Genomic DNA, 18,752 nt, shown 5'->3' on the forward strand with positions numbered 1-18,752 from the left:
GGCGACCCGGGCCTGCACCACCTCATCCTCGACGTCACCCAGAACGGCGTCACCGACCACTACCAGCTGCTCCTCGGCGTCCGCCGCGACCTGCCGGACCGGCTCCTGCACGTCGAGATCGGCGGGACGTCCGGTGATCCCGGCCTGCGGGAAGGTCCGGACGTCCCGGAGGCGCACCTGTACGACGCCGCCCACGACCCGGACCTGACCCGGATCCTGCTGGACGACCTGGCCGCCGAGGCGTCCGTCGGCCCGCTGCGGTTCCGGCACACCGCCGGCGCCGGCATCCGGACGGATCTGACGAGCCTGCCCATCACCGCCGAGCAGAGCAACACCTCGCTGCTGTTCGGCGACGCCTACATCTGCAAGCTGTTCCGACGGCTCAGCACCGGCGTCAACCTCGACCTGGAGGTCAACCTCGCCCTGACCCGCGGCGACTGCACGCACGTCCCCGCCGTCCTCGGCTGGATCGAACTGGAGCCGGGACGGGGCGCACGGGCCGGCGGGAACGGTGAGCCGGTCACACTCGCCCTGCTGTCGGACTACCTGCACACCGGCGCGGACGGCTGGAGCCTGGCGATCGCGAGCGTCCGGGACTGGTTCGCGCACACGCCGCCGGCGGGCGACGACGAATGGGCGGAGCTGGACGCGAGCGCCGCGGGCGGCGACTTCGCGGCGGAGGCCGAACGCCTCGGGGCCGCGACCGCCGAGGTGCACCGGGCGCTCGCGGACGCGTTCGGCGTGACGACGCTCCCGGCCGCGGAGGTGCACGCGATGGCGGCGCGGATGAACGCCGAGCTGACCGGCACCTGCCGCGCGGTGCCCGGCCTGGCCCCGCACGCGAAGGCGCTCACGGGGGCGTTCCTCGACCTGGCCGCGCAGGCGGGACCGCTGCCCGTCCAGCGCGTGCACGGCGACTACCACCTCGGGCAGGTCCTGCGCACCGAGAGCGGCTGGACGCTGCTGGACTTCGAGGGCGAGCCGGCACGGACGCAGCACGAGCGCCGGGCCCTCGCGCATCCGCTGCGGGACGTCGCCGGGATGCTGCGCTCGTTCGAGTACGCGGCCCGGTACCTCATCGCCAAGTCCGGCACGGTGCCGCCCGAGCCGGGAGGCCGGCTGGAGACCCGGGCGCACGCCTGGGCGGCGCGGAACAGGGCCGCGTTCTGCCGCGGCTACGCGGCCGCCGGCGGCGCCGACCCGGCGGCGCACTCGGTGCTCATCCGCGCCTTCGAATTCGAGAAGGCGATCTACGAGGTGCGGTACGAGGCACAGAACCGGCCGGCCTGGCTGCCCGTTCCGCTCACCTCGCTGGCTCATCTGGCCACATGATCAAAGACACCAAAGAGCGCCACTAATTCCACGCCATGATCATGCAAAATCGGCGGGCTCTCCCAATTCCGGCACGATCAACGGGGTACCCGGACTCTCGGCGGGGTGCTGATCACCGCCTCGCGGAAATCCCGCGGCACATCCGGCAATGGAACGGAGAGCAGAGAAATGTCCATCGCACGCCAGTCACATGCACGCCACCCACGGGGGGACGCCGGAAACGGAGTATTCGCCCGCCATACCCGCCACGACAGGGCGGGCGCCCGAAAACAGGGGATGCTCCGGACGGCCGTCACCGTGACGGCGACCGGGCTCGCGCTGGCGGTCCCGCTGAGTTCGCAGGCCTTGGCGGACCTCAATCCCGCCGTGCTGAAGAGCCTGCATCTGGACTCCGCCACGCTGAAGAAGGTGAAGGCGTACGACAAGTACCGGACGCGTGAGGCGGCCCAGCGTGAGGGCGCGAGGAAGGCCCTCAAGTTCGCCCGCAAGCAGATCGGAAAGCCGTACCGATGGGGCGCGGAGGGACCGGGCGGCTACGACTGCTCCGGGCTCGCGATGGCCTCGTGGCGCAAGGCGGGCGTCGAACTTCCCCGCGTCACCTACGCGCAGTACCGGAAGGTGGATCGGAAGGTGAAGCTGAAGGACCTCAAGCCCGGGGACCTCATCTTCTTCCGAGGCCGCCGACATGTCGGAATATATGTGGGTGACGGTAAGTATCTCCATGCGCCGCGCACCGGGGAGAGGGTGAGGATCGACAAGCTCACCAAGCGGCGCAGGAAACAGTTCGCCGGAGCGGTCCGGCCCGGTGCGCCCGAGTACAGGAAGTGGTCGCCTTCGGTGAAGGAACTCGTCGAGAAGATCGATCGGATGAGCACACAGAAGAGAGCGGACCAGAAACCGCCTGATAAGCAGCGGACCCCCCAGGTTCCGCCACCTACCGACACACTGCCCAAGAACGATGACAAGCCCAATACACCCGGCAATCCCCCACTGAACGCCCCCGGACACACCCCGGCGGACCAGGCGGCGCCACCCGGCGGCCCTGCCCCGGAGCCGGGCGATTCCGCGGCCCAGGGGCCGCGAAGCGACGCACCGTCGGACGAGACGAAGCCCGAACCGCGGCCCAGGTACGAAACCGGGCAGGCCGCGCAATCGCAGCCGGGGCCAGCCCGGAACCGCTCGGAATTCCGCCCGTGGGCCAAGTACGTGGGCCAGGGCCCGTTCGGCGCCCTGACGGCACCCGGTCACACCGCGAACTGACGACGAACCGTCAGCGAGACCGCCCGCGAGCGGAACGCTGAACGAGGGCGGTTGAACTCGGCAGGCACACCGGGAACGGCGGGGGCCGTTCCCGGACGTGCTTGTGAACACCCGGCTCGACGAACACCCGGCTCGACGAGTACCCGGCTTGTCGGGTACCGCGTACGAAGTCCGGCCCGCGAAACGGGTGCCGTCACGGGAAGACGAGGGGTCTTTCCGGAGGTTAGGGGTTCGGACGGAGGTGTCCGTCCACGAGCCCGTCGAAGCTCAGCCGGACCAGCGTCTCCCCCAGAGACGACATTTCGCGCAAGGTCTCCGTCAGGCAGGCCAGCTCCTGGAATGCTCGGCCGTAGGCGCGCTGACGTTCGAGGGACAGCCGGGGAATGCGGGTCCGGCGCAGGTCCATGCGGCTCGATCCGGTGCCGGTGCGGGCGTGCGCGAAGGTCAGGAAACCGGCGAGGAACCGCGCGTCGAGCCGCTTCCCGTCCGGGCGGTAGAGGGTGAGGTAGGGGCCGAGCGCGGCTCCGTGCTCGGTGATCACCCGGGCGGAGCCGGCGGTGGTGGAGACGACGTCACCGGGTTCGAGCATGATGAGGCCCGGACCGGCGGCGGACGTCCCGGACGGGCCCGTTCCGGCGCTCACGTCGCCGGCGGTGAGGACCGGCACGTCGCCACCGGGCGGCAGCCGCGCGGGCGCGTGGCTGATCGCGACGACCCCGGCCTTGGCCAGTTCGGACAGCGTCGTGAACGGCAGCGGCCGCCGGTCGGGCAGCAGTTCCAGGGAGGGCGGGGCGGGCGCGGCGGCGGCCAGCCGGTCCAGCGCCTCGGTGAAGCGGCGGCCGAACGCCTCGCCGCTCTGCCGGGGACGGTGCCGGGACGGGCTGACGTCGACCTCGTCGTCGAGCAGGTCGATGACCGGCACGGAGAACTCGCCGTCCGGGTGCCGTTCCCATTCGTACTCGGCCCGCTCCAGGTCGCCCTCGGCGTCCAGCAGCAGGACGGCGGCGGGCGGCCGCTCGCCCGGCTTCGGGCGGTGCAGGAGCCACAGGTCGGGGCCGCCGGGCGCCAGCGTCATCACGGCGCGCAGCGCGCCCGACCGCAGCAGGTTGCCGCGGACGCGGCGGCCTGGGCGCCGGCTCGCCGCCGCCGACGGCATCAGAACGGCGGCGCATCCGCCCGGCCGCACGTGGGCGAGGCAGTGCTGGGCCCAGGCCAGCTCGGATTCGCCGCGCGGCGGCAGCCCGTGCTCCCAGCGCGGATCGCCGGCCAGGTCCTCGTGCCCCCACGCGCGATCGCCGAACGGCGGGTTGCAGACGACGGCGTCGGCGACCTCGCCGGGAAAGCCGTCGCGCCGCAGGGAGTCGCCGGGGATGATGTCGGCCGGTGTCCCGGCCAGCAGCAGCCGGACCGCGGTGATCCGGGCGGCGGAGGCGTTGCTGTCCTGGCCGAGCGCCACCCGCGCGCCGGGCACCGACAGCAGCAGCGTGCCGAGCCCGCACGCCGGGTCGAGGACGACGTCGCCGTCCCGGCAGGCGAGGCGCGCCATCAGACCCGCCACGTCCCCGCGCGTCACGACCAGCCGCCGCGAGTGGGCCTGCACGTAGCGCTGGACCAGCAGGTCGAACGCGGCGGCGTGGCCGTGCAGGGCGGCGAGGTCGGCGAGCAGGTGGGGCAGGTCGGGATCGTCGGGGTCGATGGCGGGCGGATGCGGCCTTCCGAGCGTCGGTGCCCCGGAAGTCTCCGGGGCGTCTCCGCGGAGTTCGAGGAGGCGCAGGCCGGCCCAGCCGACGAGGTCGGCGAGCTGGAAGTCGTCGCCGGACGCGCGCAGCCGCTGCCAGAGCCGGTCGGCCGGCGACACCTCGAACGGCTTGCCGTTGCGGCGCAGCCAGTCCTCGACGTCGGCGATCGAGAACAGCGGGCTCGTCGCGGTACCGCCCACCGGGCGCGGGAAGTCGTCATGCCGGCGGCGCCAGTTGCTGACCGTCGCGCGCCCCACGCCCGCCAGCCGGGCGATGTCGCCGGCGGTCACACCCGGATCGCCGCTCATGCCGTCACCATACTTGATCTTTGCAACATCGATCGGCTCGAAGAATGACTGTGAACAGAGTCAATTTACCAGTTGTTGACCATGTCGGCTTGCGTCACGGGCCGGGTCACGGGCGGCGGAGCCGGCGGCCCAACCGGGCGAGCAGTCCGGGGTCCTCGGCCGCGCCGAGCGTCAGCGGCTCCTGCCGCGGGGCGATCGAGGGCGCGATGACGTCCGCGACGACGCAGGTGATGTTGTCCTGGCCGCCGGCCTCGTTGGCGAGTTCGATGAGGCGCGTGACGGCGTCCGCCGGACTTGCCGCGCGCGCCATCGTCTCGCGTATGTCCTCCGGCGCGACGAACCCGGAGAGCCCGTCGGAGCACAGCAGGTAGCGGTCGCCGGGTCGCGCGTTCTGCGAGAACACGTCGGGCTCGGCGCTGCCCCCGCTCTGCAGCGCCTTGATCAGCGCCGATCCCCGCGGATGGCGTGCGGCCTCCTCCTGGGTGAGCTGCCCGCCGTCGACGAGCGACTGGACCATCGTGTGGTCGCGGGTCAGCTGGACAAGGTCCCCGGCGCGCAGGACGTAGGCGCGGGAGTCGCCTATGTGCGCCACCGCGAATCGGACCCCGTCCCAGGCCATCGCGGTCAGGGTCGTGCCCATCCCCGCCAGGTCGGGATCCTCCCGGGCCAAGTCGTCCAGCCGGGCGGCGATCTCGGCCACGCCGTCGGCGAGGCCGGCGGCCGGGTCATCGGTGAGCGTCAGGTCGACGATGATCGCGATCGCGGTCCGGCTCGCGACGTCGCCGTGCGGGTGGCCGCCCATCCCGTCGGCGACCGCGAGCAGCCCCGGACCGGCGAACGCCGAGTCCTCGTTCACCTTCCGCCGCTTGCCGATATCCGTACCGGCCGCGAACCGAAGCGCATGGTGAGCCATGCATCCTAGTGAACCACGCTAAAACTCAATTCACAAGCATCCAGCGCAATAATCGGCTCCCGTCGGCGCACAACCGCGCCCGCAGATAGATCATGCTATGTTCTGCAATGAAAACCGTTTTCATTCCCGGGAGTCCCCCATGACCTCGCTTCAGCGTGCCCCTGGTCAGCGTGCCCGCCTGCTCGGTGCGGGCGCCGTGGTCGCCGCCGCGGCACTGGCGGCCGCCGCCTGCGGTTCGTCCTCCGACACCGGCGCGGTGACCTCGGGCGGCGCCCCCGTCGCCGTCGTCGCCTCGACGAACGTCTACGGCGACTTCGCGCGCCAGATCGGCGGCGACAAGGTCGAGGTGACGTCGTTGATCAGCGACCCCGCACAGGACCCGCACTCCTTCGAGGCCGGGACGCGCGCCCGCCTCGCCGTGTCCAAGGCCGCGGTCGTGATCGAGAACGGGGGCGGCTATGACGACTTCGTGGGCACGCTGCTGAAGGGCTCCGGGTCCAAGGCCGAAGTGCTCAACGCCGTCCGGATCTCCGGGAAGACCGCGCCGGACGGCGAGGAACTGAACGAGCACGTCTGGTACGACCTGCCGTCCGCCGGGCTGCTGGCCGACCGGCTCTCCGCCGCGCTCGCCAAGGCCGACCCCGGCGACGCCGGAACGTATTCGGCGAACGCCGCCGCGTTCAAGGCCCGGCTGAAGGCCCTCGAAGGAAAGGTGGCGGCGCTCAAGGCCGCGCACTCCGGCGACGGCGTCGCGATCACCGAACCCGTCCCCGTCTACCTCCTGGAGGCCGCGGGGCTGCGCAACCGGACGCCCGAGGCGTTCAGTGAGGCGATCGAGGAGGGCGGCGACGTGCCGCCGAGGGCGCTCCAGGAGACGCTCGCGCTGCTCACGGAGAAGAAGGTCGACGCGCTCGTCTACAACGCGCAGACCGGCGGGCCGCAGACCGAGCGTCTCAAGAAGGCCGCGGAGGACGCCGGCGTGCCCGTCGTGCCGGTCACCGAGACCCTCCCGGAGGGCCAGAACTACATCACCTGGATGGACGGCACCATCGCCGCCCTCCAGAAGTCGCTGTCGTGATCTCACTGCGCGACGCCGCGCTGGCGTACAGGGACCGGACGCTGTGGCGCGGACTCGACCTCGACGTCGCGGCCGGCGAGTTCCTGGTCGTGCTCGGGCCGAACGGATCGGGGAAGACCAGCCTGCTGAAGGTGCTGCTCGGGCTGCGGCGCCTCACGGCCGGGACGGTCACGGTGGACGGCCGTCCGCCACGGCGCGGAAGCGACCTCATCGGGTACGTCCCGCAGCACACGGCCGTCGCGCCGCACACCCCGCTGCGCGCCCGTGACCTGGTGCGGTTCGGGATCGACGGGCACCGGTGGGGGCCGCGGCGGCCACGTCCGGAGACCCGCCGCCGCGTCGAGGACGTCCTGCGGGACGTCGGCGCCGCGCCGTTCGCCGACGTCCCGCTCGACCTGCTGTCGGGCGGCGAACTGCAGCGCGTGCGGGTCGCGCAGGCCCTCGCGGCCGGCCCGCGCATCCTGCTGTGCGACGAGCCGCTGCTGTCGCTGGACGCCGAGCATCAGCGGATCGTCGCCGACCTCGTCGACCGGCGGTGTCGCGAGCACGGCACCGCCATCGTGTTCGTCACGCACGAGGTCGAGCCGGTCCTCCCGCTCGCGGACCGCGTGCTCGACCTCGGCGGCGTGCGGGGCGGTGTGGAGGTGGAGGCGGCATGAGCTGGCACGAGGTCTGGGGCGAGATCTTCAACTTCGAGGACTACGGGGCACTGCTCGGGCTGGTCCGCAACTCGCTCATCGCCGGGGCGGTGCTCGGGCTGGTCGGCGGGCTCGCCGGGACGTTCGTCGTCATGCGCGACCTCGCGTTCGCCGTGCACGGCATCGCCGAGTTGTCGTTCGCCGGCGCCGCGGCGGCGCTGCTGCTCGGGACCGGCGTCGCGGGCGGATCGATCGCGGGCGCGCTGCTGGCCGCCGCGCTCATCGGGGTGCTCGGCTCCCGGGCACGCGACCGCGGGTCGGTCATCGGGGTGCTGATGCCGTTCGGGCTCGGGCTGGGCGTGCTGTTCCTGTCGCTCTACAAGGGACGGTCGGCCAACAAGTTCGGCCTGCTCACCGGGCAGATCGTCGCGATCGACACGCCGCGGCTGTCGTGGCTGCTGGTGACATCGGCGATCGTGCTGGTGTGCCTCGCCGTCATGTGGCGTCCGCTGGCGTTCGCGAGCCTCGACCCGGACGTGGCGGCGGCGCGGGGCGTGCCGGTGCGGGCGCTGTCGCCGGTCTTCATGCTCGTGCTCGGCCTCGCGGTCGCCGTGTCGGTGCAGGTCGTCGGGGCGCTGCTGGTGCTCGCGCTGCTGTGCACACCGGCCGCGGCGGCCGTGCGGGTCACCGCGTCGCCGGTCCTCGTCCCGGTGCTGAGCACCGTCTTCGCGACCGTGTCGGTGGTGGGCGGCATCCTGCTGTCGCTCGGGTCGAGCATCCCGATCAGCCCGTACGTCACGACGATCTCGTTCGCGCTGTACGGGGCGTGCCGCGCGGCCGGGGCCGTCCGGGCCCGGCGCGGATGGACGGCCCGGCGAGTCACGGCGCGGCCGGACACCGTCGCCGCATGAACCCCGCGCTCATCTGACACCGTCGCCGCATGACACGGCGCGCGTCCAACACGGCGCTCGTCCAACACGGCGCTCGTCCAACACGGCGCTCGTCCAACACGGCGCTCGTCCAACACGGCGCTCGTCCAACACCGTCGCAACATGATCTCTTGGTGCCCGCCCGGTATTTCCCTCCGGGCGGGGCCTGCGCGCCGGTCGGCGTTCCGGACATGCCGGACCCGTGTTCGCCAGGACGTTGCGATTCGCTTACCGGCGCGTGGGCATCGCCGCGGGACGTGAGGGCATCAACAGGGCTCTTGGGATTTTCGGGGCGATTGGGGGACGCGATGTGGGACTTCGCGGGCCGTGACACCGCTATCGACATGGGCAGCGCGACCGTGCGCATGCATCTCAGGGACCGGGGGGTCGTCTGCCGGGAACCGTCGCTTCTCGCCCGCTGCCGGCACACCGGACGGATCCTCGCGCTCGGCGGCCCCGCTCAGGAGATGGCGGGACGCAACCCCGAGGTGACCCTCGTCAGGCCGGTCCGCGAGGGCGCGCCGACCGAGACCGACGCCGCCGAGTACATGATGCGGGCGCTGGTCCGCCGCCACCAGAAGCGCCACTACACGGCCCGCCCCCGGCTGGTCGTGACGGTTCCGAGCGGGCTGAGCGCCGTCCACTACCGGGCGCTGCGGTTCTCCGCCTACCAGGCCGGCGCCCGCCGCCTCACGCTCCTGCCGACGCCGATCGCCGCCGCCATCGGGATGGGCATGACCTCGTCCATGCGCTCCGAGGTGACGGTCATCGCCAACATCGGCGCGGACGTCACCGACGTCGGCGTCATCGCGTTCGGCGGCCTCGTCACCTCCCACACCGTGCTCATCGGCGGGTCGGCGCTGGACCGCGCGATCGTCGATCTCGTCCGGCGCGAGCACCAGGTGTCGCTGTCGCACTCCGCCGCGGAGGCCGCGAAGCTGAAGGTCGGGGCGGTGCCGCCGCTCGGACGGCGGCCGGTGAAGCAGGTCGAGGTGAACGGGCGCGACATCGCGACGGGAATGCCGCGGACGATCGTCCTCACCACCGTGGACGTCGGCCGGGCGATCGCCGGCCCCGTCGCCGAGATCGTCGACGCCATCGGCGTCGGCGTCAGCGGCTGCTCACCCGAGATCTCCGGCGAGCTGCTCAGCGTCGGCGTCACCCTCACCGGCGGGTCCGCCCGGCTGCCCGGCCTGGACCGGCTGATCCGCGACCGGACGGGGCTGGGCGCGCGGGTCGGGGACGACACCGGCGACGCGGCCGTCCTCGGCGCCGGCGAGGTGCTGCGCGCGACCCGCTCCGAGGACAAGCCCGCCCGCGACAGCGCACCGAACCCGCATCTGCTGACGACCCTTCCCGAGCTCGAATACTGAGCGATTCCCGCCCTCGGCGGTCCGGCCGGTGGGGACGTCCGCCGCCGCGCGGGACGACCCGTTCACTGACCGGTAGGTCGTTTCCACGGCGCGGGACGCGGCGGCGCGTCACGATGGACGCATGTCCTTCGAAGGGATGCCGGGACACGACCTGATCAACGTCGACAGGGACCTGGAACCCGTGGCGGCCGTCCGTGATCAGGAGGCCGCCGAGCGGCGGCGCGCCTACCCCGAGATCGTGGGTGTGGGGCCGCCGGAGTTCGGCTGCGCCGAGCAGGCCGGCGGCGCGTGGCGGATCCTGTCGCTCGGCGCGCTGGAGCCCGGCGAGGCCCGCGTCGACCTGTCGTTCCACCTCCGCGACATCGCCGGCGACCACGATCCGGCGGTGCGCGATGACATGCTGCGCCTCGCGGACGCCCTCGATCGGACAGAGTTCGAACGGGCAGGGGTCGAACGGGCCGGAAGCGAAAGGGCCGAAAGTGAGCGGGCCGGGAGCAGCGCGGCGGCGGGTGGGGCGTCGGACCGCAACGAGTGCGCGGTGGGGCCGCTGCGGTTCCGGATCGTCCGCGTGCTGGGCTTCGCCCGGTTCGGCGCCGACGGGCCCGAGCCCGCCCGCGTCACCGACGGCGAGGACGGGCCGCTGCGCGGGTTCGCCATCGACCCGGCGGCCCCGGTCGGCCCGGCCGACGCGGCGCTCAGGCTGGAGCTGCTCGGCCTGGTGCCCGCCGAAGGCACCGTCCCGGAACGGCTGCGCCGCGAGGCGGTCACCGCGATCAGGGCGCACCCGGGCGTCGTGCTCCTGCCCCCGGAGTTCACCGTCCTGGAGGACCGCGACGGCCAGTGGCGGCCGGTCACCGGGGGGATCGGGCCGCAGGACGCCCGCGACTCCCTCGCGCACTACTTCCGCGTGCTGCTGCCGAAGGCGGGGCCGGGAGACTGCGGGCCGCCGCCGAGCCCCGGTGAGCTGGCCGAGTACGCGGAGGCCGCCGACCGCATCGACGCGGACGGCGGCGTCGAGTTCGTGGCGTGCGGGCGGCGCTTCCGGATCGTCCACGTCATCCGGATGATCCGGGTCGGCCCGGACGGTCCCGAACCGGCCCGCCCTTCCGACGAGGTCCCCTGACCGCGCGGCGGCCGCGGGCTCGCCCCACCCGGACTCGCCCCACCCGCAACTCGACCATCCGCGACTCGGCCGGCCCGCAATAGGATGCCGTCACATGAGCGACGCACCCGATCGCGAAGGTCCCGGAGCACCGCGCCTGGAAGAGGTCTCGGACGGGGTGTTCGCCTACGTCCAGCCCGACGGCACCTGGTGGATCAACAACACCGGTTTCCTCGTCGGGGAGCGCGGCGTGACCAGCGTGGACTCCTGTTCGACCGAGCGCCGGACCCGCGCCTACCTGGACTCGATCCGGTCGGTCACGGACCGGCCCGTCCGGACGCTGGTCAACACCCACCACCACGGCGACCACACGTTCGGGAACTACCTGTTCTCCGGCGCGACCGTCGTCGGTCATGAGCAGACGCGCGAGAACGCCCTCTCCTGGGGCAAACCGTTCGACGAGCCGGTCTGGACGAAGGTGGACTGGGGCGACGTCGAACTGGAGCCGCCGTTCCTCACCTACACCGAAGGCGTGACCCTGTGGGTGGACGAACTGCGGTGCGAGGTCCGGCACGTCGGGACGCCCGCGCACACCACCAACGACTCGATCGTGTGGATCCCGGAGCGGCGGGTACTGTTCTGCGGCGACCTGCTGTTCAACGGCGGCACCCCGTTCCTGCTGCAGGGCTCGATCGCCGGCGCGATCAAGGTGCTGGAGGAGGTCATCGCGCCGCTGGGCGCGGAGACGATCGTGCCGGGGCACGGCCCGGTGGGCGGTCCGGAGCTCATCGACCGCGTGGTCGGCTATGCCCGGTTCGTCCAGACGACGGCCGCGGCGGCGAGGTCGGCCGGGCTGACGCCGCTGGAGGCCGCCCGCGAGGCCGACCTCGGCCCGTTCGCCGAGCTGACCGACGCCGAGCGGCTCGTCGGCAACCTGCACCGCGCCTACGCCGAGCTGGACGGGCTCGAACCCGGCGGGCAGATCGACGTGGTCGCCGCCATCGGCGACATGGTCACCTTCAACGGCGGCCGTCCGCTGACCTGCCGCGCCTGAGCGCCCCCGCACCGCGCCGCCCCGCGCCGAACGCACGCCGCACGCCCGCCGCACGCCCGCCGCACGCCTTAGAAGAAGCGGTCGGCGAGCCTCAAAGAGCAGAGCGCATGTCCTGTTCGACGGCGTCGGCGGCCTTGCGTGCGGCGATCAGGACCGGGTCCCACGCGGGTGAGAACGGCGGCGCGTAGCCGAGGTCGAGGCCGGTCATCTCCTCGGCCGTCATCCCGTTCCACAGCGCGATGGCCAGGCCGTCGACGCGTTTGCCGGCGTTCTCCTCGCCGACGATCTGCGCGCCGAGCACCCGGCCGGAACGGCGCTCCACGATCATCTTCGTCTTCATCCGGGTGGCGCCCGGGTGGTAGCCGGCCCGGGTGGTGGACTCCACGACCACGCTCAGCGTCTCGAACCCCGCGGCGGCCGCCTCGCGTTCGTTCAGGCCCGTCCGCGCGACCTCCACCTTGCAGATCTTGGAGATGGCGGTGCCGGCGACGCCGGGGAACGTGGCGTAGCCGCCGCCGAGGTTGATGCCCGCGACGCGTCCCTGCTTGTTGGCGTGCGTGCCGAGCGGGATCGCGACGGGCCCGCCGGAGACCAGGTGGCGGGTCTCGACGCAGTCCCCGGCCGCCCAGACCCGTTCGGTGCGGGTGCGCATCCGGCGGTCGGTGACGATGCCGCCGGTCGGGCCGGTCTCGATCCCGGCGGCTCGGGCGAGGCCGGAGCCCGGCCGCACACCCAGCCCGAGGACGACGAGGTCGGCAGGCAGGGTGTGGTTCGGGGTGCGGACGGCCGTGACGTGCCCGTCCGGGGAGGTGTCGAAGCCCTCGACCGGTTCCCCGAGATGCAGTTTCACGCCGATGCCGCGCATCGCGTCCGCGATGATCGCGCCCATGTCCTCGTCGAGGGTCTGCATCGGCTGGTCGGCGAGGTCCACGAGGGTCACATCCAGGCCCCGCATCACCATCGCCTCGGCCATTTCCAGGCCGATGTAGCCGCCGCCCACCACGACCGCGCGACGCGCCCCCTCCTGCGCGACGGCCTGCCGGATGGCTATCCCGTCGCCGAGGATCTGGACGCCGTGCACACCCTTCGCGTCCGCGCCGGGCAGCGGCGGCCGTACCGGGACGGCTCCGGTCGCGACCATGAGGTCGTCGTAGGGCTCCCAGCGCTCCCCGCCGCCCTCGGCGTCGCGGACGCGGACGCGGCCGCCGTCCACGTCGATCTCGACGGCCTCGGTGCGCAGCCGCACGTCGATGTCGCGGTCGCGGAACTGGTCGGGGGTGCGGGCGATGAGCTTGTCGAGCTCGTCGACCACTCCTCCCACGAAGTACGGGATGCCGCACGCCGAATACGACACGTGGTGCCCGCGCTCGACGACGAGGATGTCCAGGTCGTCCGCCGCGCGCCGCCTGCGGGCCTGGGACGCGGCGCTCATCCCGGCGGCGTCGCCTCCGATCACGAGCAGCCGTTCACGTGCGGCCATGCCGGTCGCCTCCTGCAAGTCGTGTTGCCCTGTGTCGTGTGACCCTGCGTCGTGATGCCCTGTGCCATGGTGCCCTGTGTGGTGCCGGTGTCATGGTGCCGGTGGCATGGTGCTCAGATTCCGTACACGCGGCGGGCGTTGCCCGACGCGATCAGCTCGGCGACGCGTCCGGCATCGCGAGCCGTCCAGGCGCCGTCGTCGACGCCCCCGGCGAGCAGGCCCGCCAGGCCGCGCCGGAACAGCAGCGCGCCCAGGTGGTACAGCTCGGCGAGCCCGAACGCGTCCGACGAGTGAAGCACCTTCCCGAAGGGTGCCAGCTCAAGCAGCTCGGCGATCAGCGCGGGCGCCCGGTGCCCGAGGTTGTTGATCGCCAGGCCGGCGTCGGCGTACACGTTCGGGAGCACCTGGGCCAGGTAGCCAGCATGCCGGTGGAACGGGTAGTTGTGCAGCAGCATCGCGGGGACGGGGTCCATGGCGCGCAGCAGCTCGATGAGCAGCAGCGGGTCGCCGCGGCGCAGGTCGGCGTCCACGTCCCCGTAGCCGACGTGGAACTGCACCGGCAGCCCGGCGTCGACCGCGCACCAGACGAGGAACCGGTGCAGGACCTCGTCGCACACGCGCGGCCGCTCCTGGCCCATGAGCCGGCCGGCCGCGGCCGTCACCTGCGCGGCGGACGGCCGCTCACCCGACAGCTCCAGCCCGGAGCGGTACGCGGCGATGGACTTGGCGCCCACGGCGTCCCGCCCGGTGATCCGGGAGCGCACCTCGTCCGCGAACCGCGCCGCGTCGACGCCGTCTCCGGCGACCTGTTCCGCGACGGTCTCCAGCCGGACGATCTCGTGGGCCTTCGCCCCGGCGAGACGTCCGAGATCCGGCGGTTCGAGCATCGCCCGCGGCGTGTACCCGGTGTCCACGCACAGGGCGTCCAGCCCGGCCGCCTCAAGGAACCGCCGGTTGACCTCGGCGGCGCCCAGTTCGGCGCGGCGGGCGAGGTAGGCGTCCGGCTCCGCGTGGGCCTCCAGGTCCATGACCGGCGGGCACCAGCGCCGCAGCGCGAACCCGACCTGCGTGTCGAACATGCTCACGCCCGGCGGGCCCGGTGTCTCCGCCTCCGTGAGGAGCTCCTCGAACTCCGCGCGGCCGAGGTCGCGGCCGAGGACGCCGTGGCAGTGGTGGTCGACCAGCGGCAGCGACTCCAAGTACTCCAGCACCGCACCCGCCTCCTCCCTGAAACAGATCTCCGATCTTCCTACGATGCCCTTACGTACACCGCGCACGTACACCGCGCACGTACACGCGCACGTACACGCGCACGTACACGCGCCCATACGCGCCCATATACGCAGGCACATTGACCGCACCGCATTCTCCGCCACTCCGATCGGGAGCCAGCACCGTGGAACAGATCCCCGAACCCGTCACCTCCGGGAACGTGCTCAACGCGCGCACCCGCGCACGGCTCGGTACCCGCGCCGCCGAGATGGCGCGGCGGCTGACCGGGCAGGGCATCGTCGCCGTCGCGCTGACGTGGGTGGACATCAGCGGGATCACGCGCACGAAGACGGTCCCGGTGGAACGGCTGGAGCACGCCGCGGCGTGGGGCGTCGGGATGTCCCCGGTGTTCGACGTGTTCCTGCTGGACGACTCGATCGTGTCCGGGCGGCACATCGGCGGCCCGGTCGGGGACCTGCGGCTCCACCCGGATCTGGACCGTCTCGTCCCGATGGCGGCGCTGCCGGGCTGGGCGCACGCGCCGGCGCACCGGTACGCGCAGGACGGAACCGTCCATCCGCTGGACACGCGGGCCCTGCTGCGCCGCGAAACGGACCGGCTCGCGGGGAACGGATGGTCGGTGAAGGCGGCGTTCGAGATCGAGTGGGCCGTATCCAAGGCGAAGAACGACGGGGGGAAGAACGACGGGGCGAACGGGGACGAGGAGGGCTTCTCACCCGCCTGCCGCGGGCCCGCGTACGGGATGACGCGGGTCACCGAGCTGGCCGGCTACCTGCGGGACGTCCTCACCGCGCTGAAGGAGACGGGCGTCACGGTCGTCCAGCTGCATCCGGAGTACGCGGCCGGGCAGTACGAGGTGTCGGTGGAGGCCGAGGACCCGGTCGGCGCGGCCGACACCGCCGTCCTGGTCAGGGAGACGATCCGGGCGGTGTCGATGGCGCACGGCCTGGCCGCCTCGTTCTCCCCGAAGGTCGAGGCGGACTCGGTGGGCAACGGCTTCCACGTCCACCTCAGCCTGTGGCGCGCGAAGGCGGACGGTCCGGTGAACGCGATGGCGGGCGGCGACGGCCCGTGCGGGATGACGGCCGCCGGGGAGGCGTTCACCGCCGGGATCCTGCACCGGCTGCCCGCGCTGCTGGCGGTCGGGGCGCCGACGGTCGCCAGCTACCTGCGGCTGATCCCGTCGCACTGGGCGGGCGCGTTCGCCTGCTGGGGGCTGGAGAACCGGGAGGCGGCGCTGCGGTTCGTCGCCGGCGCCGACGGTGAGCGGGCCGCCGCGGCGAACCTGGAGGTCAAGTGCGTGGACGCCGCCGCCAACCCGTACCTGCTGCTGGCGGCGCTGCTGGCGGCCGGGCGGGACGGGCTCGGCGCCGACCGCAGGCTGCCGGAGCCGGTCGGCGTCGACCCGGCCGGTCTGGCGGCGGACGAGCGCGCCGCCCGGGGCATCGTCGCGCTGCCCGCGTCGCTGGCCGAGTCGGTCGCGGCGTTCGAGGACGACACCGTCCTGCGGGACGCGCTCGGCGAGGCCGTCACCGACACCGTGTCGACCGTCCGGCGCGGCGAGATCGCCCTGCTGGACGGCGCGACACCGCAGCAGGTCGCCGCCGTCACCCGCTGGCGCCACTGAGCCCCCGTCGGTTGGAAGCCCGATCGAGGAACAGCGACCAGGCGGCACGGGCCAACAAATCCCGACTTTGCTGCGAAATTGCCCACACAGGGGAAGAACCCCGGCATGGCACCCGCTTTCTTCCGCCGCCGCGACCGTCCGGGCCGCCGCGACAGTGCAGGCCGCCGCAACCGTCCGGGCCGTTACGGCCGTTCCGATCGCGCCGGCCGGTCGCCGCTGCGCGTGGCGACGGAGGTGCAGTCCGCCGCCTTCCGCATCGCCCGGCTGACGATCACCGCCACCGTGTCCTTCGTGCTGGCCCTGGCGGTCCTGCCGCCGGGCGGCCCGAAGCCGCTGCTGTCGCCGCTGACCGCGCTGCTGGTCGTCCAGTTCTCCGTTTACCAGACGATCAGGGCGAGCATCCTGCGGGTCGCCGCGGTCACCTCGGGGGTGCTGGTCGCCGTCATGGCCGCGAGCACCATCGGGTTCTCCTGGTGGACCCTCGGGCTGACCATCCTCGCCGCGCTCGTCATCGGGCACGTGCTGCGGCTGCGCGAGCACGTGCTGGAGGCTCCGATCAGCGCCATGCTGATCTTCGCGCTGGGGGCGGCCAGCGAGTCCGGCGCCACCACCCGCGTCCTGGAGACGCTGATCGGAGCGGCCACCGGGCTGGTGGCGACGCTGCTGGTGCCGTCGGTGCGCGTCCGGCCCGCCGAGGAGGCCGTGCAGGACATCACCGAGAAACTGCGGCGGCTGATCGAGGAGATCGCCGACGGGCTGCGGGGCGAACCCGCCGAGGACGAGGCGGCACGCTGGCAGGACGCCGCCGAGCAGCTCGCCCGGGAGATCGGCCGCACCGACCGGGAGCTGAGCGCGGCGGAGGAGAGCGTCCGGCTCAACCCGCGGACGCGGGCGCGGCGGCTCATCGACGCCGGCGTCGCGCTGCGCAACGCCATGGAGACGATCGAGCACTTCACCCTCTCGCTGCGCGGCCTGACCCGCTCACTGGCCGACGACGAGCGGTTCGGCGAGCACGGGCGGCTGCTGACCGACCCGGCGGTGCGCCGCGAACTCGGCGACGCGCTGTCCGGGATCGCCGTGAGCATCGCCGCCTACGGCCGGCTCGCCCGCTCCGACCTGGCCCGCGACGCCCGGCCGTTCCTCGCCGAGCACGATCTCGAAGCGCGGGTCGACATCGCCCGCGAGCGCCGCGCCCGGCTCACCCGCAGGCTGCACGAGCGGGCCGCGTCCGGGGACCTGTGGCCGCTGTACGGCGAGGTGTCCATGGACGTCGACCGCCTCATCGAGCATCTCCGGGTCGAGCACCGGGCCCGCGCCCGGGAGCACTGGCGGCGGCACCGCGGCGCGGCCCGGCATCTGCCCCCGCGTCCCGTCCGCGTCGTCCAGCAGGCCGGGCACCAGCTGCGCAGGGCCGCCGAGTCGGCCGCCGCCGCGGCCGAGCGGAACGCCAGGGAGTCCGGCGACCCCGACCACCCTCCCTGACAGGTGCCCCCAACTTTCGGTGGAACCTCCGAGATCTCTATGCTTCGGGGATGCAACAGGACGAGGATTCCGGCCGGGTGACCCTGGCCCAGGTGGCCGATCAGGCCGGTGTCTCCGTTTCGACCGTCTCGAAAGTTTTGAACGGGCGCGAGGACGTGGCACGCAAAACCCGCCTGCGGGTGGAGCGCCTGCTGGAGCACCACGGCTACCGGCGGGGGGCCAGGTCGGCGCCCGACGCCCCGCTCATCGAGATCGTCCTGCACGAGATCGAGAGCCTGTGGACCATGGAGCTGATCCGCGGGGTGGAGAGCGTCGCCAAGGCCAACGACGCCAGCGTGGTGCTGACCGAGAGCGGCACCCGGCACTCGCCCGGCCCCGAGTGGATCAGCGGGGTGCTCCGGCGCCGGCCGCTCGGCGTCGTGCTGCTGTTCTCCAGCCTGGCGCCGGAGTACAAGAAGCGGCTGCGGTCCCGCTCGATCCCGTTCGTCATCATCGACCCGGCCGGGGACCCCGAGCCGGACGTGCCCTCGGTCGGCTCGGCCAACTGGTCCGGCGGGCTGGCGGCGACCCGGCACCTCGTCGACCAGGGCCACCGCCGCATCGCGATCATCACCGGTCCCGCGGACATGCTGTGCTCCATCGCGCGCCTGGACGGGTTCCGCTCGGCGATGAGCATGGCGGGGCTGGACGTCGACCCGTCGATGGTCTCCTACGGCGACTTCCACGTGCAGGGCGGCTTCGAGCGGGCGATGGACCTGCTCGGGCGGCCCGACCGGCCGACGGCGGTCTTCGCGGGGAGCGACCTGCAGGCGCTCGGGGTGCTGGAGGCCGCGCGGGTGCACGGGCTGCGCGTACCGGACGATCTGTCGGTCGTGGGGTACGACGACGTCGCCGTCGCCCCGTGGGCCAGCCCCGCGCTGACGACCGTCCACCAGCCGCTGCGGCAGATGGCGGAGTCCGCCACCCAGATCCTTCTCGGCATCCGGGCGGGGGAGGCCGTCGCCACCCGCCTGGAGCTGTCCACCAGCCTCGTTGTCCGCAAGAGCACCGCCCCGCCGCCCGCCACGGAGTAGGACCGGTACGGCGACCGCCTCCCGCGTTCGGGGCCACGCCCCGGCCGGTGGCAGGTTGGCCCGGTTGGCCGGTTCACCGGTTCGCCCGTGCGCTCGTTCGCCGGGGAGATCGTTCCGGCGCGGAAAGCGCA

General features: G+C 73.0%; 15 protein-coding genes. 11 read left to right on the forward strand and 4 right to left on the reverse strand.

The features are described from left to right. Together ACGFIS_RS36340 and ACGFIS_RS36345 are read left to right on the forward strand one after the other, a co-directional pair. The coding region (locus ACGFIS_RS36340) for an aminoglycoside phosphotransferase (protein WP_392973891.1) at positions 1–1,332 on the forward strand (1,332 nt) is incomplete at its 5' end. Between the two features lie 105 nt (positions 1,333–1,437). Next, on the forward strand, positions 1,438–2,592 hold the full coding sequence (locus tag ACGFIS_RS36345; RefSeq protein ID WP_392973892.1) for a C40 family peptidase: 1,155 nt from the start codon (positions 1,438–1,440) through the stop codon (positions 2,590–2,592). Between the two features lie 223 nt (positions 2,593–2,815). On the opposite strand, the gene ACGFIS_RS36350 is transcribed toward ACGFIS_RS36345, so the two are convergent. Beyond that, positions 2,816–4,639: an N-6 DNA methylase gene (locus tag ACGFIS_RS36350; RefSeq protein WP_392897663.1), complete on the reverse strand. Its 1,824-nt coding sequence runs from the start codon at positions 4,637–4,639 to the stop codon at positions 2,816–2,818. A 106-nt stretch (positions 4,640–4,745) separates the two neighbouring features. Then, complete coding sequence (locus ACGFIS_RS36355; RefSeq protein ID WP_392897666.1) at positions 4,746–5,552, reverse strand: PP2C family protein-serine/threonine phosphatase; 807 nt, start codon at positions 5,550–5,552, stop codon at positions 4,746–4,748. A gap of 139 nt (positions 5,553–5,691) precedes the next feature. Here ACGFIS_RS36355 and ACGFIS_RS36360 point away from each other — a divergent pair, with 139 nt between their 5' ends. The 6 genes from ACGFIS_RS36360 (at position 5,692) to ACGFIS_RS36385 (ending at position 11,726) form a co-directional block, all read left to right on the forward strand. Continuing rightward, a complete protein-coding gene (locus ACGFIS_RS36360) occupies positions 5,692–6,630 on the forward strand; it encodes a metal ABC transporter solute-binding protein, Zn/Mn family (protein WP_392897669.1) in 939 nt (312 codons plus the stop codon). Then, on the forward strand, positions 6,627–7,289 hold the full coding sequence (locus tag ACGFIS_RS36365) for a metal ABC transporter ATP-binding protein (protein WP_392897673.1): 663 nt from the start codon (positions 6,627–6,629) through the stop codon (positions 7,287–7,289). Before ACGFIS_RS36360 ends, ACGFIS_RS36365 begins: the two co-directional genes overlap by 4 nt. After that, entirely contained in the window at positions 7,286–8,179 is an 894-nt protein-coding gene (locus tag ACGFIS_RS36370; protein ID WP_392897676.1) for a metal ABC transporter permease, read from the forward strand. The genes ACGFIS_RS36365 and ACGFIS_RS36370 overlap by 4 nt, the downstream gene beginning before the upstream one ends. Positions 8,180–8,505: 326 nt before the next feature. Continuing rightward, positions 8,506–9,570, forward strand: a complete 1,065-nt coding sequence (locus tag ACGFIS_RS36375; RefSeq protein WP_392897679.1) for a rod shape-determining protein — start codon at positions 8,506–8,508, stop codon at positions 9,568–9,570. Positions 9,571–9,691: 121 nt separating this feature from the next. Beyond that, positions 9,692–10,693 (forward strand): DUF5954 family protein, encoded by a 1,002-nt coding sequence (locus ACGFIS_RS36380; protein ID WP_392897682.1) that lies wholly within the window; start codon positions 9,692–9,694, stop codon positions 10,691–10,693. A 94-nt stretch (positions 10,694–10,787) separates the two neighbouring features. Next, positions 10,788–11,726 carry an MBL fold metallo-hydrolase gene (locus ACGFIS_RS36385; RefSeq protein WP_392897685.1) on the forward strand — a complete coding sequence of 313 codons (939 nt, stop codon included), beginning with the start codon at positions 10,788–10,790 and terminating at the stop codon, positions 11,724–11,726. 91 nt (positions 11,727–11,817) lie between these two features. Here ACGFIS_RS36385 and ACGFIS_RS36390 read toward each other — a convergent pair whose 3' ends face one another. Then, the gene (locus ACGFIS_RS36390; RefSeq protein ID WP_392897688.1) at positions 11,818–13,206 is read right to left on the reverse strand and encodes an FAD-dependent oxidoreductase; all 1,389 of its coding nucleotides are present in this window, start codon (positions 13,204–13,206) and stop codon (positions 11,818–11,820) included. A 113-nt stretch (positions 13,207–13,319) separates the two neighbouring features. Then, the gene (locus tag ACGFIS_RS36395) at positions 13,320–14,417 is read right to left on the reverse strand and encodes an amidohydrolase family protein (RefSeq protein ID WP_392897691.1); all 1,098 of its coding nucleotides are present in this window, start codon (positions 14,415–14,417) and stop codon (positions 13,320–13,322) included. Positions 14,418–14,602: 185 nt separating this feature from the next. Here ACGFIS_RS36395 and ACGFIS_RS36400 point away from each other — a divergent pair, with 185 nt between their 5' ends. The 3 genes from ACGFIS_RS36400 (at position 14,603) to ACGFIS_RS36410 (ending at position 18,621) form a co-directional block, all read left to right on the forward strand. Continuing rightward, complete coding sequence (locus tag ACGFIS_RS36400) at positions 14,603–16,066, forward strand: hypothetical protein (RefSeq protein ID WP_392973893.1); 1,464 nt, start codon at positions 14,603–14,605, stop codon at positions 16,064–16,066. 105 nt (positions 16,067–16,171) lie between these two features. Beyond that, positions 16,172–17,548 (forward strand): aromatic acid exporter family protein, encoded by a 1,377-nt coding sequence (locus tag ACGFIS_RS36405; protein WP_392897697.1) that lies wholly within the window; start codon positions 16,172–16,174, stop codon positions 17,546–17,548. Positions 17,549–17,598: 50 nt separating this feature from the next. Then, positions 17,599–18,621 (forward strand): LacI family DNA-binding transcriptional regulator, encoded by a 1,023-nt coding sequence (locus ACGFIS_RS36410; protein ID WP_392897699.1) that lies wholly within the window; start codon positions 17,599–17,601, stop codon positions 18,619–18,621. The last annotated feature ends 131 nt before the right edge of the window (positions 18,622–18,752 follow it).

Source organism: Spirillospora sp. NPDC048824, from assembly GCF_043198455.1.
Classification (GTDB): Bacteria; Actinomycetota; Actinomycetes; order Streptosporangiales; family Streptosporangiaceae; genus Spirillospora.

What these genes read in the sequence shown, in the direction of transcription:
- ACGFIS_RS36350 (WP_392897663.1), bottom strand. Translation starts at nt 4,639, where the DNA reads ATGAGCGGCGATCCGGGTGTGACCGCCGGCGACATCGCCCGGCTGGCG.
- ACGFIS_RS36355 (WP_392897666.1), bottom strand. Translation starts at nt 5,552, where the DNA reads ATGGCTCACCATGCGCTTCGGTTCGCGGCCGGTACGGATATCGGCAAG.
- ACGFIS_RS36360 (WP_392897669.1), top strand. Translation starts at nt 5,692, where the DNA reads ATGACCTCGCTTCAGCGTGCCCCTGGTCAGCGTGCCCGCCTGCTCGGT.
- ACGFIS_RS36370 (WP_392897676.1), top strand. Translation starts at nt 7,286, where the DNA reads ATGAGCTGGCACGAGGTCTGGGGCGAGATCTTCAACTTCGAGGACTAC.
- ACGFIS_RS36375 (WP_392897679.1), top strand. Translation starts at nt 8,506, where the DNA reads ATGTGGGACTTCGCGGGCCGTGACACCGCTATCGACATGGGCAGCGCG.
- ACGFIS_RS36380 (WP_392897682.1), top strand. Translation starts at nt 9,692, where the DNA reads ATGTCCTTCGAAGGGATGCCGGGACACGACCTGATCAACGTCGACAGG.
- ACGFIS_RS36385 (WP_392897685.1), top strand. Translation starts at nt 10,788, where the DNA reads ATGAGCGACGCACCCGATCGCGAAGGTCCCGGAGCACCGCGCCTGGAA.
- ACGFIS_RS36390 (WP_392897688.1), bottom strand. Translation starts at nt 13,206, where the DNA reads ATGGCCGCACGTGAACGGCTGCTCGTGATCGGAGGCGACGCCGCCGGG.
- ACGFIS_RS36405 (WP_392897697.1), top strand. Translation starts at nt 16,172, where the DNA reads ATGGCACCCGCTTTCTTCCGCCGCCGCGACCGTCCGGGCCGCCGCGAC.
- ACGFIS_RS36410 (WP_392897699.1), top strand. Translation starts at nt 17,599, where the DNA reads ATGCAACAGGACGAGGATTCCGGCCGGGTGACCCTGGCCCAGGTGGCC.